We start from the raw sequence: 13,638 nt of genomic DNA, 5'->3' as shown, positions 1-13,638 counted from the left end.
CCGGATTCATGCCTGTTCGTCCCACGAGGCGCTGCGGCCCAGCGAAGCGGCCACGCGGCGCCACCGCGTCTGCAGCGTCGCGTCGATGTCGCCGTAGGGCGTCTCGGCGCGGCATCCGCCGCGCGTGATCGATTCGTCGGCCAGCACGCGCCAGTTGCCTTCCTTCAGCTCGTCGGCCAGGTGCAGGCGCACCAGTTCGAGGTCTTCGGGATGCACCCACAGGCGCAGCGCGCCCTGCGGCGGCGTCGGGTTGATGTGCAGCACTTCGCGCACCGCGGCCACCATGGCCTCGGGATGCTGGTCGAGCCGCTCGCGCACCACCTGGCCGGCAATGTCCAGGGCCAGCGTGATCAGACTCTGGCCCAACTGCTCTTCGAGCGCGCGCAGCGAGGTCGCGAGGCTGGAGGCGAGGGCGTTGAGATGTTCGGCTTCCTGGCGGCCATGTTCGCGCGCCTGCGCCAGGCCCTCGGCATAGCCAGCCTCGCGGCCGGCCTTCAGGCCTTCGGCGTGGCCCTGTTCGCGGCCTTCGGCCAGGCCTTGCTGGTGGCCTTCGGTAAGGCCTTGCAAGCGGCCTTCGGTGCGCGCCTGCTCGCGCAGCGCCTGGCGAACCTCTTCCGGGTCGGGACCGGGATCGGGCGCGGGCTCGGGTTCCGCCGGCAGGTCTTCGACCTCGGGCTCGTCGAACGACACCATCTGCCAGCGCCGCCAGGCGGCGCGGCGCGACAGCTGCGATTCGACGGAACCGTGGTCAGACATAGGCGTCGTCCCCTTGGCTGCCCAGGACGATCTGGCCGCTCTCGGCCAGGCGGCGGGCGATCTGCAGGATCTTCTTCTGCTCGCTCTCGACCTTCGACATGCGGACCGGCCCCTGGGCTTCGAGGTCTTCGCGCAGCATCTCGGCGGCGCGGCTGGACATGTTGCGCAGGAACTTGTTGCGCAGGTCTTCGGGCGCGCCCTTGAGCGCGACCATGAGCATGTCGTTGTCGATTTCCTTGAGGATGAGCTGAATGCCGCGGTCTTCGACGTCGAGCAGGTTCTCGAACACGAACATCTCGTCGATGATCTTCTGCGCCAGGTCGGCGTCGCGCTCGCGCAGGCTGTTGACCACGGCCTCTTCCTGCGTCGAGTTCATCATGTTCAGGATCTCGGCCGCGGTGCGCACGCCGCCCATCTTGCTGCGCTTGGCGCTCTGGCCGGACAGCATGGAATTCAGCACGTCGGTCAGTTCGGACAGCGCCGCGGGCTGCACGCCGCCGAAGGTGGCGATGCGCAGCATCACGTCGTTGCGCAGGCGGTCGGTGAGCAGGGCCAGCACGCCGGCCGCGCGGTCGCGCTCGAGGTGGACGAGGATGGTGGCGATGATCTGCGGGTGCTCGTTGCCGATGAGTTCGGCCACGGTGTTGGGATCGAGCCAGTTCAGGGCGTCGATGCCACTGCCTCCTTCGCCGGCCTCGAGGATGTCCTCGATGAGGCCCGCGGCGCGATCGCTGCCCAGGGCCTTGGTCAGCACGGTGCGGATGTAGTCGTCCGAGCCCAGCGTGACGGCGGTGAACTGGTCGGCTTCCTGGCGGAACTCTTCGAGCACCACGCCGACGTCGCGGCGGGTGACCTGCTTGAGCGTGGCCATCGCGGCGCCGACCTGCTGCACTTCACGCGCCGTGAGGTAGCGGAAGACTTCGGCCGCGGCGTCCTCGCCCAGCGACATCAGCAGTACGGCGCTGCGGTTCAGGCCGTCCATGGGTTTGGCGTCAATCGTCATTTTTGCTCATCCAGGTGCGCAGCACCATCGCGACGGCGCGCGGGTCTTTGGTGGCCATAGCGCGCGCGCGCTCGAGGTTTTCTTCGTAGCGGTCGATTTCGCGGGCGCGGGCGACGGCCTGGGCTTCGCGCTCGGCCTCCTTGCGCTCGTTCTCGGCGATCTCGGGATCGACCTGCGGGAAGAAGTGATCCATGGCCATCGGCTTGATCGTGCGATACAGCCACAGCAGGATCACCGCGAACAGCAGCCAGCCGACGATGGTCTTGGTCAGCGAGACCAGTTCGGGATCGCGCCACAGCGGCACGGTCGGCTCGACGTCGTTGAACTGGCTGTTGACGACGTTCAGCGAGTCGCCGCGCGCCTCGGAATAGCCCATGGCCTCGCGGACCAGGTCGGTCAGCTTGTTGAGCTCTTCGGGCGGCAGGGCCTGCGGGTCGCCGCCTTCCTTGCCGGGCAGGTGATTGACCACCACCGCCACCGACATGCGCTTGAGCATGCCGACCGGCTGCTTGATGTGGCTGATGGTGCGGTCGACTTCGTAGTTGGTCGTGGTGTCGCGGCGGTCGCTGGACGAGACGGCCGCGGCCTGGGCGGTGCCGGTGTTCTGGCCCTGTTGTGCTTGCTGCGGCTGTTGCCCTTGCTGGCCTGGCTGGCCGGGCTGCTGATTGGGCGGCAACTGCGGATTGACCAGGGGCGCCTGCGTGGGCGCGGGCACCTGGTTGCTGAGCGCGCCCGGCACGCCGCGCGCGGGATCCACGCCGGTCTGGCGCGATTCGCTGTTCTGCTGGCTGCGCACGGCCGCCTGGCCGGGCTCCTGGTTGGGGCGGTAGACCTCGGACGTTTCTTCGCGGCGCGCGAAGTCGACGTCGGCGGTGGCCTGGGCGTGCACGTTGCCCGGACCGACCAGCGGATTCAGGATGGTGAGGATGCGTTCGACAGTACGCTGCTCGATCTCGCGCACGAAGCGCAATTGATCGGCGTCCATGCCGCGGCCTTCGCCCTGCGGCGCGGAAAGCAGGCGGCCGTTCTGGTCGACGATGGACACGTTGTCGGCGGTCAGCTCGGGAACGCTGGAGGCGACCAGCCACGTGATGGACGAGACCTGCGCGTCGCTGAGGCTGCGGCCCGGATACAGGTTGAGCAGCACCGAAGCCGTGGGCGCCTGGCGTTCGCGCACGAAGAGCGACTGGCGCGGCATGGCCAGGTGCACGCGCGCCTTCTGCACGCCGTTCATGGCCTCGACCGAGCGGGCCAGTTCGCCTTCCAGGCCGCGTTGATAGTTGATCTGCTCGGTGAACTGGCTGGCGCCGAAGCGGGCGTTGTCCATCAGCTCGAAGCCGACCGCGCCGCCGCGCGGCAGTCCCTGGGCGGCCAGCTGCATGCGCGCGTCGTAGACCCGCTCGGCCGGCACGAGGATGGCGGTGCCCGTGTCGTTGTAGCGATAGGGCACGTTCATGGTGCCCAGCGCGGCCACGATGGCGCCGCCATCGCGGTCTTCGAGATTGGAGAAGAGAACCTTGTAGTCGGGCTCGCGGCTCCACAGGGCCGCGACGGCGATGAGCGCCACCAGGGCCGCGGCCACGCCGATCAGCAGAGGTTTGGGCATCGTCCGTACTTTCTCGAGTACCGGAAAACGTGCCAGAAGCGAAGCGCCGAAGGCAGCCTGTTGATTCATCGGCGGCTCCCGCAAGCAACGCGGAGCAGAGATTCTAGCGACATGGTCGAGGACGGCAGGTTACGCATGCAACGTGCTTTAGGTCGGGGAGCGTGGATTATGGCGGGCCGTACGGCAAAGCCAATCGATGAAAACAACCGTTTTTTGGCGTTATTTGTCCCCTATGTCAGCCGCGTTGCCGCCTGCTTGCGCAGCTGGCGCCGCCGCGGGGCGGCCAGGCTTGCGGCGCGAGCGAACTGGCGGGGTTTTTGCCGTCTTTTAAGCGTTATGGCGCACACGCGCGCGGGGTACTCTGGCCGCCATTGTCCCGATTGACGTTCGAGGTATTTTCATGGCGGTTCAAGGCCTGTCCGGCATCGAGAGCATGTTGCAACAGATGCGCGCCGTGGTGCACGCCGCGCAGAATGGCGTGGCCAGCCCGGCCGAGCTGGCGCCCGCGCCGACCGGTTTCGCGGCTGAACTCGAGCGCTCGCTCAAGCGCGTTTCCGCGGCCCAGCAGGCCGCCACGGCCCAGGCCAAGGCGTTCGAGCTCGGCGCGCCCGACGTCGCGCTCAACGACGTCATGATCGACCTGCAGAAGGCAAGCATCGGCTTCCAGACTGCGGTGCAGGTCCGCAACCGCCTGGTCGCGGCATACCGCGAAATCTCGTCGATGGCCATGTAAGGTCGCGCGGCGCCCAGCCCCGGCTTGCTGCCGAGGCGCCGCATCAGCCCGGATTGAACTCGTGCCGCAAGCGCGCGGGGAAGGGCGACACCATCAGCAGGCTGCCGTCGTCGAATCGCACCAGGGCGGGCTGCCCCGCCTGGAACTGCAGCCAGCTGCCGTCGTAGGCCGTGGCCGTGAAGTCCAGCGGCGCCGATGCCAGCCTGTCGGCCAGGCCGTCCGCCTGCCGCGCCATGCCGCTGTCCGGCCGCCAGAAGAACAGGCGCGACCGCGAATCCAGCCCAAGCACTTTCACGATCCACTGCATGCCGACGCTGTCGCGCGCCTGCACCAGGCTGGCCGGATGCGTCAGTGAATTGAGGGCGCTGCGGATGTCGGTGGTGCGCAGCAGCCATCCCTCGTGCTCGGGCGGTTCGACGGAAGCTTGCACGATCGGCCTTTCTCAGGCGTGCGGCTGCGCGGCGGGCGCCGGCATGGCCGGCGTATCCCGCGCCTCGAGACGGTACAGCCAGGCCAGCAGTTCAGCCACGGCCACATACAGCTGTGGAGGGATCTGCGAATCCAGGTCGACCTGCATGAGCAGGCCGACGAGTTCGGTGGACTCGTGCACGTACAGGCCATGTTCCCGTGCGGAGCGCACGATCGTGTCGGCCACCTTGCCATAGCCCTTGGCCACCACGCGAGGCGCTTCCTGGCGCTCGTCGTACGAGATGGCGACGGCGGCGCGGCGATCGGGGTCGGGAGACGTCGACGGTTCGTTCATGGCTCGAACACGAAGGGCGAGGGCGGCGCAACGTCCACGTTCAACTGGCTGAGCGTGAGACCCGCCGAGGTGAGGCCCTGGCGCAGGCCGTCGCCGTTGCGGCCGAGCTCGGCGGCGCTGCGCGGCGCGACGAGATGCATCACCACCTGGTTGCCGGCCAGATTGATGCGCGCCTCGACCAGCCCCAGGCGCGGCAGGTCGAGCTTGATGCGGGTGGCCCAGTGGCCTTCCTCGGGCTCGGGCGAACCGGCGGTGCGGTCGCGCTCGACTTCCCATTCCATCTCGGTGCCCGGCCACGCCTGGCCCTGCCAAGTGAGCGACTGATTGGCCAGCACGTCGAGCTGCTGGCGCACCAGCTGCATGGCTTCGGGGTGGATGCCCGCCAGCGGTTGGCCCTGGCCCGACGATGCGCCCGACGGCGAGGCGCTGCCGCTGCCGCTTGCGGAACCGGCCGCGGACTGCGACGCCTCGCGTGCAGGGGCGGGGGTGTCGGCGGCCTGGCGCGCGGTACTGGGTGCGTTGTCAGGCTGGCCCGCCGGCAGGCGCAGCGCGGCCTGCGGTTCTTCGGCCAGTTGCTGCGGCGTGCGCTGGCCATAGACCATCTGCGTCAGGTGCGATTCGTAGAACAGGCCGCTCTGTTGCAACGCCACGCGCAAGGCCAGCGCCAGCGTGGCGGGGTGCGGGGCGTCGGCGCGCGGCGCCACGACCTGCAGGGCCTGGGCGGCGGGAGTCGGTGCGTTGGCGGCACGAGGCGTCCCGGCTTGGGCGGCGTCGGCCGCGGGCCTGGACTGCGCGCCCGTTGGCGCCAGCTCAGGGTCGGCCGCGGACGCGGTCGCGGCCGATCCCTGTGTGACAGGCGCGCCGGCCTGGCCGCCAGCGGGGCGGGCACTGGGCGCCGCCGCGGGATCCGCCTGTCCGCCGGCAGGCGTCCACAGCGGCGCACGGCCGGGCACCGGCGGAGCCTTTTCGGGAAACTGGGCCAGCACGGCAAGAATGGTGCGTGCCGTGGAACCGAGGGTAGTGGGCGCCGATGCCGTGAGGTCGGTGCGCGTGACCAGGCCTCGTGCGGCCAGGGCCAGCGCGGCGGCGGTCTTGGCGTCGGCGATGGCATTCTGCCGGCCGCCCGCGCCGCCTTCGACGACGTTGACGCCCTGGCGCGGGCCTCGCGTGGCGTGCTCCGACCCGTCGGGCCGAGCGCCTTCGCCGGGCTGCGTGACCGCGTCGGGGCGCGCGCCGGTGACGGCGTTGGCGTGCGCGGCCATCGTGGTCCCGAGAACGGCATCGAGCCGCTGGACCAGGATGTTGCCTAGCGCGGGTGGGCCGATACTCATGCGCCCGCCGCTCTACCCCGGTACGTGGCAAGCAGCGACTGCTGGCGCTTCATGCGGCCCAGCAGGTTGCCCAGGCGGGCCAGTTGCGGCAGGGCCAGGTCGCGCACCGCCGCGTCGTTCTCGAGGATGCGCACGAGCAGGTCGTACTTGAGCGCGCGCCCGGCCTCGTCGAGGGATTGCTGGGGTTCCAGCTCGCGCAGCCGCTCGACGGCCTCGCAATACTGCTGACCGTAGGTCATGACCCTGTCCCAGTCATCCGACTGCGCGGCGATCAGCATTGCGCCGGTGATATTCGCGATATCCAGATATAGATCGAGAATGGGAGCGTGCTGCATAAGGGACGGCATAGAATTCTCGCGGTCGAGACGGGCTGGCAAGAAAACAGGTCAACCAGGATCAGGCCGGATTGGCGGAAGGTTGGACGTCAACCGATTGTTGCCAGGCTTCGGCCAGATCCGCCAGCAGCCGATCGGCGAGGTCGAGTTGCTCGACGTCGGACTTAAGGTTTGCGGTCAGCAGCGTACGGATGATGTAGTCGTATAGGCGAGCGAGGTTTTCTGCCACCTCGCCGCCAGCTTCGAGGTTGAGACTGAGCTTGAGTCCCTCGTCGACGATGCGCACCGCCTTGCCGATGGCGGCGCCGCGATCGGCCGTGCGGCCCGCTTCCATGTGGATGCGGGCCTGGGCGATGGCGGTCCTCGCGCCGCTGAACAGCAGTGTGATCAGGCGTTCCGGTCCGGCGCTCAATACCTGGGTTTCCAGGCCGATGTCGGTATAGGAGCGGACTGAATAGGAGCCGGTAGGGCGACGCGAGGCGTAAGTCATATCACGAGCGGGTTATCTGTTCTGCGACGACGACATATTCGCGAACTGTTGGGTCAGGTAGCTGCTGGTGCTTTCCATCTGAGCGACGAGGACGCTCAGGTTGACGAACTGGGCGCGCATGATGTCCAGTTCGCCTTCGAGGCGGGCCTCGGTATTGTCATGCTGTTCCTGCAGCGAATCCACCGTGTTGCGCAGGCCGTCCTGACGAGTGGCGATAGAGCCTTCGGCGCCCAGCATGGAGTCGGTGGCCTTCTTGATCGACGCGCTCAGGCCGTTCGGCCCGGCCAGCAGGCGCGCCACGTCGCCGGGATTTTCCTTCAGGGCTTCGTCCAGCTTGGTCTGGTCGATGCTCAGCGTGCCGCCCGCGCCGCCAACCTTCTCGGGGTTGATCGTGATGCCGAGCTGTGCCAGCGTGCGCACCGTGCCTTCGTCGGACACCACCTGCAGGGCGGCGGCCAGGCTGGTCTGGATGCCGCGCGCCGTGCTGTCGCCGGTCAGCGCGCTTTGCGTTTCGGCTTCGACGTCGAACTTCGTCAGGTTGTAGATCGTCGTCTGCAGCGAGTTGTACGCATTGACGAACTTGGTGACGGCGCCCGACAGGGCGGCGGCATCGTGCGTGATGTCGATCGTGACGGTGCTGCCTTCCTCGACGTCGGCGGCCAGGTTGATCGTGACGCCGTCGATGACGTCGGAAATGCTGTTGCCGCTGCTCGTGACGTCGATGCCGTTGATGGTCAGCTCGGCATCGTTCGCCTCCTGCGTCTGGGTCAGGCCGCCGCCGGTGGTCGCCGCGTCGTAGCTGAGGATCTGGTCCAGGTCGCCATCGTTGCCGGTGACCGTGATCTTGGTGACGGCGTTGTCGACTCCGGTCTGCTTGGAGGTCAGCATCAAATGTGAGCCGCCGCTGCCGTTGTTAATGACGGTGGCGTACACCCCGGCCTCGTCGCTCGCATTGATGGCCTTGGCAACTTCCTCAAGCGAGGTGTTTTCCTCGAGCGTGATGGTGGATTTGTCGCCGTTGCGCAGTTCGATCTCGATGGTGCCGCCGCTGCCGTGGTTCTCGGTGCGGTCGACCGCGGCGGATTGCAGGCGCTGGCTCTTGGCCAGCCTGTCCACGGTAACGGAGTACTGGCCCGGCGCCGCTCCTGCCTGCGTCGTGAGCGAAACGCCCTTACCGGTGACGGAGCTCTTCACCGCATTGAGGGTCTTGCTGTCGGCCAGCGCGTTGGAGGCATCCAGCACCGACTGGACGCTGCTTTGCAGCTGGCTGAACGACGAGATCTTTACCTCATAGCTCTTCTGGCGAGCAGTGATCCCGTCCAGAGTCGTTTGGTTCGCATCCTGCAATCCCTTGAGGATGGTCTCCAGGTCAAGCGACGTGCCGGCGCCCAGGGAGGTGATGGTGGCCATGAAAACTCCTTACTAGCGTAGATTCTGTCGAAAAAAGTATCCAACCTATTGACCGGGCAACGGCACAACGTTGGGCTAATTCAAAAAACTCTAGATAAGTGCACCGATCTGGTGCGTTTTTTCGCACTGTCGGCGCCGGTCTCAGGCCGACGTCTCCACCGCATTGCCTTGAAGCTTCACAATCATTTTCGCGATCCGCAGCACGGCGTCCGAAGGGATGGTGCGCACCACGTCGCCGGTGTTCGAATCGACGATCGACACCACCACGCGATTGATGTCGGGGTCGATCTCGAACTGAAGCTGTGTCGCCCACGCCTTCATCTGCTGGTTAATGTCGTCCAACGCTTTCTCGAGCGGTTCTTGCGGCTGCTGCTGCGGGTTGGATGCGGCATCGCGCGCGCCGTTGCTGTCGGTGGCCTCGGCAGCGGGCTTAACCGCCAGAGAAGCGTCGACGGTAGTGGGGGCCGCAGGCGCGGCCACTGCGGGCGCGACCGGCATGGGAAGCGCGGCGGCAGGATGAAGCGGACTTACGGCCATGATGGTTTTAGCTCCGGCAGGGAATGCGTGAAGGACGCGTTCGGTGTCAGCAAAATCACAGTTACCATTACGGCATCGCCGAGTTGAACTTTAGCCGTGGGGGTAACACGTCCGACGCGGTGCAATCGCGCGAAATCCAGTGCGAAAGTCCGCCATCTTTCGATGAAGGCGCGGTTTCGTGCACCATATGGGTGCGGCGGCTGCTATATCGCGTCGGACCATCGCGGTATGGGAACGCACCGCAGCGTCGCCCCGGCCAAGCTGCGCGCCTGGCGCCGGCCGCCTGGACAACCGCGTCCACAGCACGGGTATGCGGGTAAACACGGACGCGGCTGGTACACTGCCGCGTATTTCATTTTCGTGTCGCCGCTCATGTCGTCCTCGCGTCCCGATGCCGCCACGCCGCTGGATGGCTGGCTGCAGTACCTCGAATCCCTGCATGCGCAGGCCATTGAACTGGGCCTCGAGCGGGTAGGGGAAGTGGCCGGACGGCTCGGCATCCAGCTGGATGCGGTCAAGTTCGTGGTGGGCGGCACCAATGGCAAGGGTTCCACCTGTGCCATGCTCGAGGCCATTCTGCTGGCCGCCGGGTACAAGGTGGGCCTGTATACGTCGCCTCACCTCATCGATTTCAATGAGCGCGCCCGCATCAACGGCGAGATCGTGACGGATGCCGCCTTCGTCGAGCAGTTCCAGGCCGTCGAGGCCGCGCGCGGCGATATCAGCCTGACGTACTTCGAGTTCACCACCCTGGCCGTGCTGCGCCTGTTCGCGCGGGCCGGGCTGGATGCCGTGGTGCTCGAGGTCGGGCTGGGCGGACGGCTGGACGCCGTCAATATCGTGGACGCCGACTGCGCCATCGTGACCAGTGTCGACCTGGACCATATGGATTACCTGGGCGACACGCGCGAGAAGATCGGCCTGGAGAAGGCCCACATCTACCGTCCGGGCAGGCCAGCCGTCTGCAGCGATCCGGTGCCGCCGCAATCGTTGCTGGACCACGCCGCGGCCATCGGCGCCGATCTGTGGCTGTTCGGACGCGACTTCAATTACTCGGGCGATCGCCAGCAGTGGGCATACGGCGGCCGAAGCCAGCGCCGCGCCGCGCTGGCGTACCCGGCGCTGCGCGGCGCCAACCAGCTGTTGAACGCGTCGGCGGCGCTGGCTGCGCTGGAATCGGTGCGCGACCTGCTGCCGGTGCCGCAGCAGGCGGTGCGCATCGGCCTGCTGCAGGCTTCGCTGCCGGGCCGCTTCCAGATCCTGCCCGGCCAGCCGCTGGTGATCCTGGACGTGGCGCACAATCCGCACGCCGCGGCGGTGCTGGCGCAGAACCTGGACAACATGGGATTCCATCCCTATACGCATGCGGTGTTCGGCATGCTGTCGGACAAGGATATCGCGGGCGTCGTGGCCAAGCTGGGCACCCGCATCGATCATTGGCATTGCGCGGGCCTGCCGGGACCGCGCGGGCTGGCGCCGCAGGCGCTGGCCGAAAAGGTGCGCGCGGCCTTGCCGGCGGCGCCGGCAGGGGCGGAAGGCCCCACCGTGCACGCCTATGACGACCCCGCCGCGGCCTATGCCGCCGCACGGGGGCAGGCGGGCGAGGGTGATAGAATTCTCGTGTTCGGTTCCTTCCTGACCGTGGCTGCCGTCCTCCAGGCGCTGGGCCGCCGTGGATAGCGCAGTGGTCAGGTCGCCGAGCGAGGCGCAGACAGGCCGGGTGCACCATCCGGCCGCCAGGGGTTGATCTCGAATGGGCTTGTTCAAACGCAAGGATTCCGCCGCCGATACGGGTTCGTCGCGGCCGCGTCCATCCGTAAATAGCGAGGCCCAGGCGGCCGAACTGCGGGTCCGCGCCAGGCGGCGCCTGGCCGGCGCGGTGGTCCTGGTGCTGGCGGCGGTCATCGTGCTGCCCATGATCCTCGACTCCGAGCCGGTCCCCGTGGCCGACGACATCCCGATCCGCATTCCCGATCGCGACAGCCCGTACCAGCCCCAGGTGTCCGAGCCGCAGGCCCAGGGCGCCCAGCCGGCGCCTTCGACCCCGCCTTCCACCCCGCCTTCCGCCATTACCCCGGCCGCGCCTGCCGACACGCCTGCGGCGCCGCCCCAGACTTCCACGCCGCCCGCGGGCGAGCCTCCGGCTCCGCCCGTGCCCGGCCTGCAGGCCGGCAATGCGCCGCCCGCCACGCCCGCGCAGCCGGTCACGCCGCCCAAGCCGGCCGAGACCAAGCCCGTCGAGCCCAAGCCCGAGACGGCGAAGCCTGAAACGTCCAAGCCCGCCACGCGGTCCGACGACGGCGCGCGCGCGCTGGCGCTGCTCGAAGGGCGGGCGCCCGGCCAGCAGCCGCCCGCGGCCAAGCCGCCGGCTCCGGCGGCGCAGCAGAAGGGCAACTTCGTGCTGCAGGTGGCGTCTTACAGTGCGCAGACGGATGCCCAGTCGCGCCGCACGCAACTGCATCAGGCGGGCATCACCAACGCCTTCGTCGAACAGGCCAGCATCAACGGCAAGCAGCAGTATCGCCTGCGCGTCGGGCCGTTCCCGTCGCGCGAAGCGGCTCAGGCGGCGCAGGCGCGCCTGCGCACGCTGGGCTACGACAACGGTTTCATCGCCGCACAGTGACCGGCTTCGATTTCGTCGTGCTGGCCATCCTGGCCGTCTCGGGCGTGCTCGGGCTGGTGCGCGGCCTGCTGAAAGAACTGCTGTCCCTCATCGCGTATCTGGCGGCCTTCGCCGCGGCGATCTGGTGGGGGCCGACGGTGTACGTGTGGCTGGAACCCTATATCGAGACCACGCTGCTTCGCATGGGAGTGTCGTATGCCGCGGTTTTCATCGTGGTGCTGCTGGGCGTCGGGCTGGTCAACATGACTCTCTCGGCGCTGATCCGCACCACAGGCCTGGGGCCGGCCGATCACGGCCTGGGTGGAATGTTCGGGTTGGCGCGCGGATTGCTGATCATCCTGGTTCTGGTGGCCGCGGCCGGCTATACGCCGCTGCCCAAAGAGCCCTGGTGGGAACAGGCCATGTTTTCGCATTCGGCGGTCGAGGCCGTCAAACATATCAAGTCATGGCTGCCGCCGTCGCTGGCGGCGTATCTGCCGTACTGATATCGCTTTACTTATACAGGAACTACCATGTGTGGAATCGTCGGGGTCATCGGGCGCGGGCCGGTCAACCAGCTCCTCTATGACAGCCTGCTGCTCTTGCAGCATCGCGGCCAGGATGCCGCGGGCATCGCAACGTCCAACGGCAACCAGTTCAACATGTTCAAGGCGCACGGCCTGGTGCGCGACGTGTTCCGCACCCGCAACATGCGCGCGCTTCCCGGGGCCAGCGGGGTGGGGCAGGTGCGCTACCCCACGGCCGGTTCCAGCCACAGCGAGGAAGAGGCCCAGCCGTTCTACGTGAACGCGCCGTTCGGCATCATGTTCGCGCACAACGGCAACCTGACGAACTGGCGCGAGCTGCGCGAGTCGCTCTATCGCATCGACCGCCGGCACATCAATACGAACTCCGATTCCGAAGTCTTGCTGAACGTGCTGGCGCACGAACTGCAGTCGGCCGCCAACGGCGTGACGCTGGACGACGACGCGATGTTCCGCGCGGTGGCCGCCGTGCACAAGCGCGTGCGAGGCGCCTACGCGGTGGTGTCGCAGATCTCCGGCTATGGGCTCTTGGCGTTCCGCGACCCCTACGGCATCCGACCGCTGTGCATCGGCCGCCAGGAGACCGACGAGGGCGTCGAGTGGATGGTGGCCTCGGAATCGGTGGCGCTGGAAGGCAGCGGTTTCAGCTTCGTGCGCGACGTCGCGCCGGGCGAGGCCGTGTTCATCGACCTGGACGGCCGCCTGGTCAGCCGCCAGTGCGCCGAGAACGCGCAACTCGTGCCGTGCATCTTCGAGTATGTGTACTTCGCCCGTCCCGATTCGCTGATCGACGGCGTGTCGGTGTACAGCGCGCGGCTGCGCATGGGCGAGTACCTGGCCGACAAGGTGGCGCGCAACATGCGCCTGGGCGACATCGACGTGGTCATGCCGATTCCCGATTCCTCGCGTCCAGCCGCCATGCAGCTGGCTGCGCGCCTGAATCTGGATTATCGCGAAGGCCTGATCAAGAACCGCTACGTCGGCCGTACCTTCATCATGCCGGGGCAGGCCGTGCGCCGCAAATCGGTGCGCCAGAAACTCAACACCATCGGCGTCGAGTTCAAGGGCAAGAACGTGCTGCTGGTGGACGACTCCATCGTGCGCGGCACCACCAGCCGCGAGATCGTCGACATGGCGCGCGCGTCCGGCGCCAACAAGGTCTACTTCGCGTCGGCGGCGCCTCCGGTGCGCTTCCCCAACGTGTACGGCATCGACATGCCGACCCAGAAGGAACTGATCGCCACCGGCCGCAGCGACGCCGAGATCGCCCAGGCGATCGGCGCCGATGCGCTGGTCTATCAAGACCTGCAGGACATGCAGCAGGCGGTGCGGGACATCAATCCTTCGTTGTCGCGCTTCGAGGCCTCGTGCTTCGACGGCCAGTACATCACCGGCGACATCAACGAGGAGTACCTGGCCCGCCTCAGCCAGTCGCGCGATTCGGGCCCGGGCGACGAAGAGCGCAACGGCGGCCTGCAGTTCAACATGGGCTACGCGGCGAACGACGCGTAATGTCCCGCGCTGCCC

Annotated in this window: 15 protein-coding genes; 5 read left to right on the top strand and 10 right to left on the bottom strand. The window is 67.6% G+C overall.

Annotated features, from left to right (window positions below; translation table 11 throughout):
- Window positions 1–6: 6 nt before the first annotated feature.
- From fliH to fliF, 3 genes are read right to left on the bottom strand one after another with little or no spacing between them, the layout of a single operon-like run.
- Window positions 7–756, bottom strand: coding sequence for a flagellar assembly protein FliH (fliH, locus tag CAL15_RS07815; RefSeq protein ID WP_086078060.1), 750 nt, complete (start codon window positions 754–756; stop codon window positions 7–9).
- A complete protein-coding gene (gene fliG / locus CAL15_RS07810) occupies window positions 749–1,759 on the bottom strand; it encodes a flagellar motor switch protein FliG (RefSeq protein WP_086078059.1) in 1,011 nt (336 codons plus the stop codon). Before fliG ends, fliH begins: the two co-directional genes overlap by 8 nt.
- Complete coding sequence (gene fliF, locus CAL15_RS07805) at window positions 1,749–3,434, bottom strand: flagellar basal-body MS-ring/collar protein FliF (RefSeq protein ID WP_086078058.1); 1,686 nt, start codon at window positions 3,432–3,434, stop codon at window positions 1,749–1,751. Before fliF ends, fliG begins: the two co-directional genes overlap by 11 nt.
- A gap of 331 nt (window positions 3,435–3,765) precedes the next feature.
- Between fliF and fliE the strand changes: the two genes are divergently transcribed.
- A complete protein-coding gene (gene fliE / locus CAL15_RS07800) occupies window positions 3,766–4,098 on the top strand; it encodes a flagellar hook-basal body complex protein FliE (protein WP_086078057.1) in 333 nt (110 codons plus the stop codon).
- A gap of 43 nt (window positions 4,099–4,141) precedes the next feature.
- Here fliE and CAL15_RS07795 read toward each other — a convergent pair whose 3' ends face one another.
- From CAL15_RS07795 to CAL15_RS07765, 7 genes are all read right to left on the bottom strand, one after another.
- Window positions 4,142–4,528, bottom strand: a complete 387-nt coding sequence (locus tag CAL15_RS07795) for a hypothetical protein (protein ID WP_157666624.1) — start codon at window positions 4,526–4,528, stop codon at window positions 4,142–4,144.
- 12 nt (window positions 4,529–4,540) lie between these two features.
- A complete protein-coding gene (locus CAL15_RS07790; protein WP_086078055.1) occupies window positions 4,541–4,861 on the bottom strand; it encodes an EscU/YscU/HrcU family type III secretion system export apparatus switch protein in 321 nt (106 codons plus the stop codon).
- A complete protein-coding gene (locus CAL15_RS07785; protein ID WP_086078054.1) occupies window positions 4,858–6,192 on the bottom strand; it encodes a flagellar hook-length control protein FliK in 1,335 nt (444 codons plus the stop codon). Before CAL15_RS07785 ends, CAL15_RS07790 begins: the two co-directional genes overlap by 4 nt.
- Window positions 6,189–6,539, bottom strand: a complete 351-nt coding sequence (locus CAL15_RS07780) for a flagellar protein FliT (RefSeq protein ID WP_086078053.1) — start codon at window positions 6,537–6,539, stop codon at window positions 6,189–6,191. Before CAL15_RS07780 ends, CAL15_RS07785 begins: the two co-directional genes overlap by 4 nt.
- Before the next feature lie 49 nt (window positions 6,540–6,588).
- A complete protein-coding gene (gene fliS / locus CAL15_RS07775) occupies window positions 6,589–7,017 on the bottom strand; it encodes a flagellar export chaperone FliS (protein WP_086078052.1) in 429 nt (142 codons plus the stop codon).
- Between the two features lie 12 nt (window positions 7,018–7,029).
- Window positions 7,030–8,427: a flagellar filament capping protein FliD gene (fliD, locus tag CAL15_RS07770; RefSeq protein WP_086078051.1), complete on the bottom strand. Its 1,398-nt coding sequence runs from the start codon at window positions 8,425–8,427 to the stop codon at window positions 7,030–7,032.
- Window positions 8,428–8,568: 141 nt separating this feature from the next.
- A complete protein-coding gene (locus CAL15_RS07765) occupies window positions 8,569–8,964 on the bottom strand; it encodes a flagellar protein FlaG (protein ID WP_086078050.1) in 396 nt (131 codons plus the stop codon).
- A gap of 372 nt (window positions 8,965–9,336) precedes the next feature.
- On the opposite strand from CAL15_RS07765, the gene folC reads away from it, so the two are divergent.
- The 4 genes from folC (at window position 9,337) to purF (ending at window position 13,623) form a co-directional block, all read left to right on the top strand.
- Complete coding sequence (gene folC, locus CAL15_RS07760; RefSeq protein WP_086078049.1) at window positions 9,337–10,644, top strand: bifunctional tetrahydrofolate synthase/dihydrofolate synthase; 1,308 nt, start codon at window positions 9,337–9,339, stop codon at window positions 10,642–10,644.
- Between the two features lie 73 nt (window positions 10,645–10,717).
- Entirely contained in the window at window positions 10,718–11,587 is an 870-nt protein-coding gene (locus CAL15_RS07755) for an SPOR domain-containing protein (protein WP_086078048.1), read from the top strand.
- A complete protein-coding gene (locus CAL15_RS07750; protein ID WP_086078047.1) occupies window positions 11,584–12,072 on the top strand; it encodes a CvpA family protein in 489 nt (162 codons plus the stop codon). The genes CAL15_RS07755 and CAL15_RS07750 overlap by 4 nt, the downstream gene beginning before the upstream one ends.
- A gap of 27 nt (window positions 12,073–12,099) precedes the next feature.
- Window positions 12,100–13,623 carry an amidophosphoribosyltransferase gene (purF, locus tag CAL15_RS07745; protein ID WP_086078046.1) on the top strand — a complete coding sequence of 508 codons (1,524 nt, stop codon included), beginning with the start codon at window positions 12,100–12,102 and terminating at the stop codon, window positions 13,621–13,623.
- The last annotated feature ends 15 nt before the right edge of the window (window positions 13,624–13,638 follow it).

This window comes from Bordetella genomosp. 13 (assembly GCF_002119665.1).
Lineage (GTDB): Bacteria > Pseudomonadota > Gammaproteobacteria > Burkholderiales > Burkholderiaceae_B > Bordetella.
The sequence above is the reverse complement of the archived record's forward strand: the minus strand, read 5'-3'. Positions and strand labels throughout refer to the sequence as shown.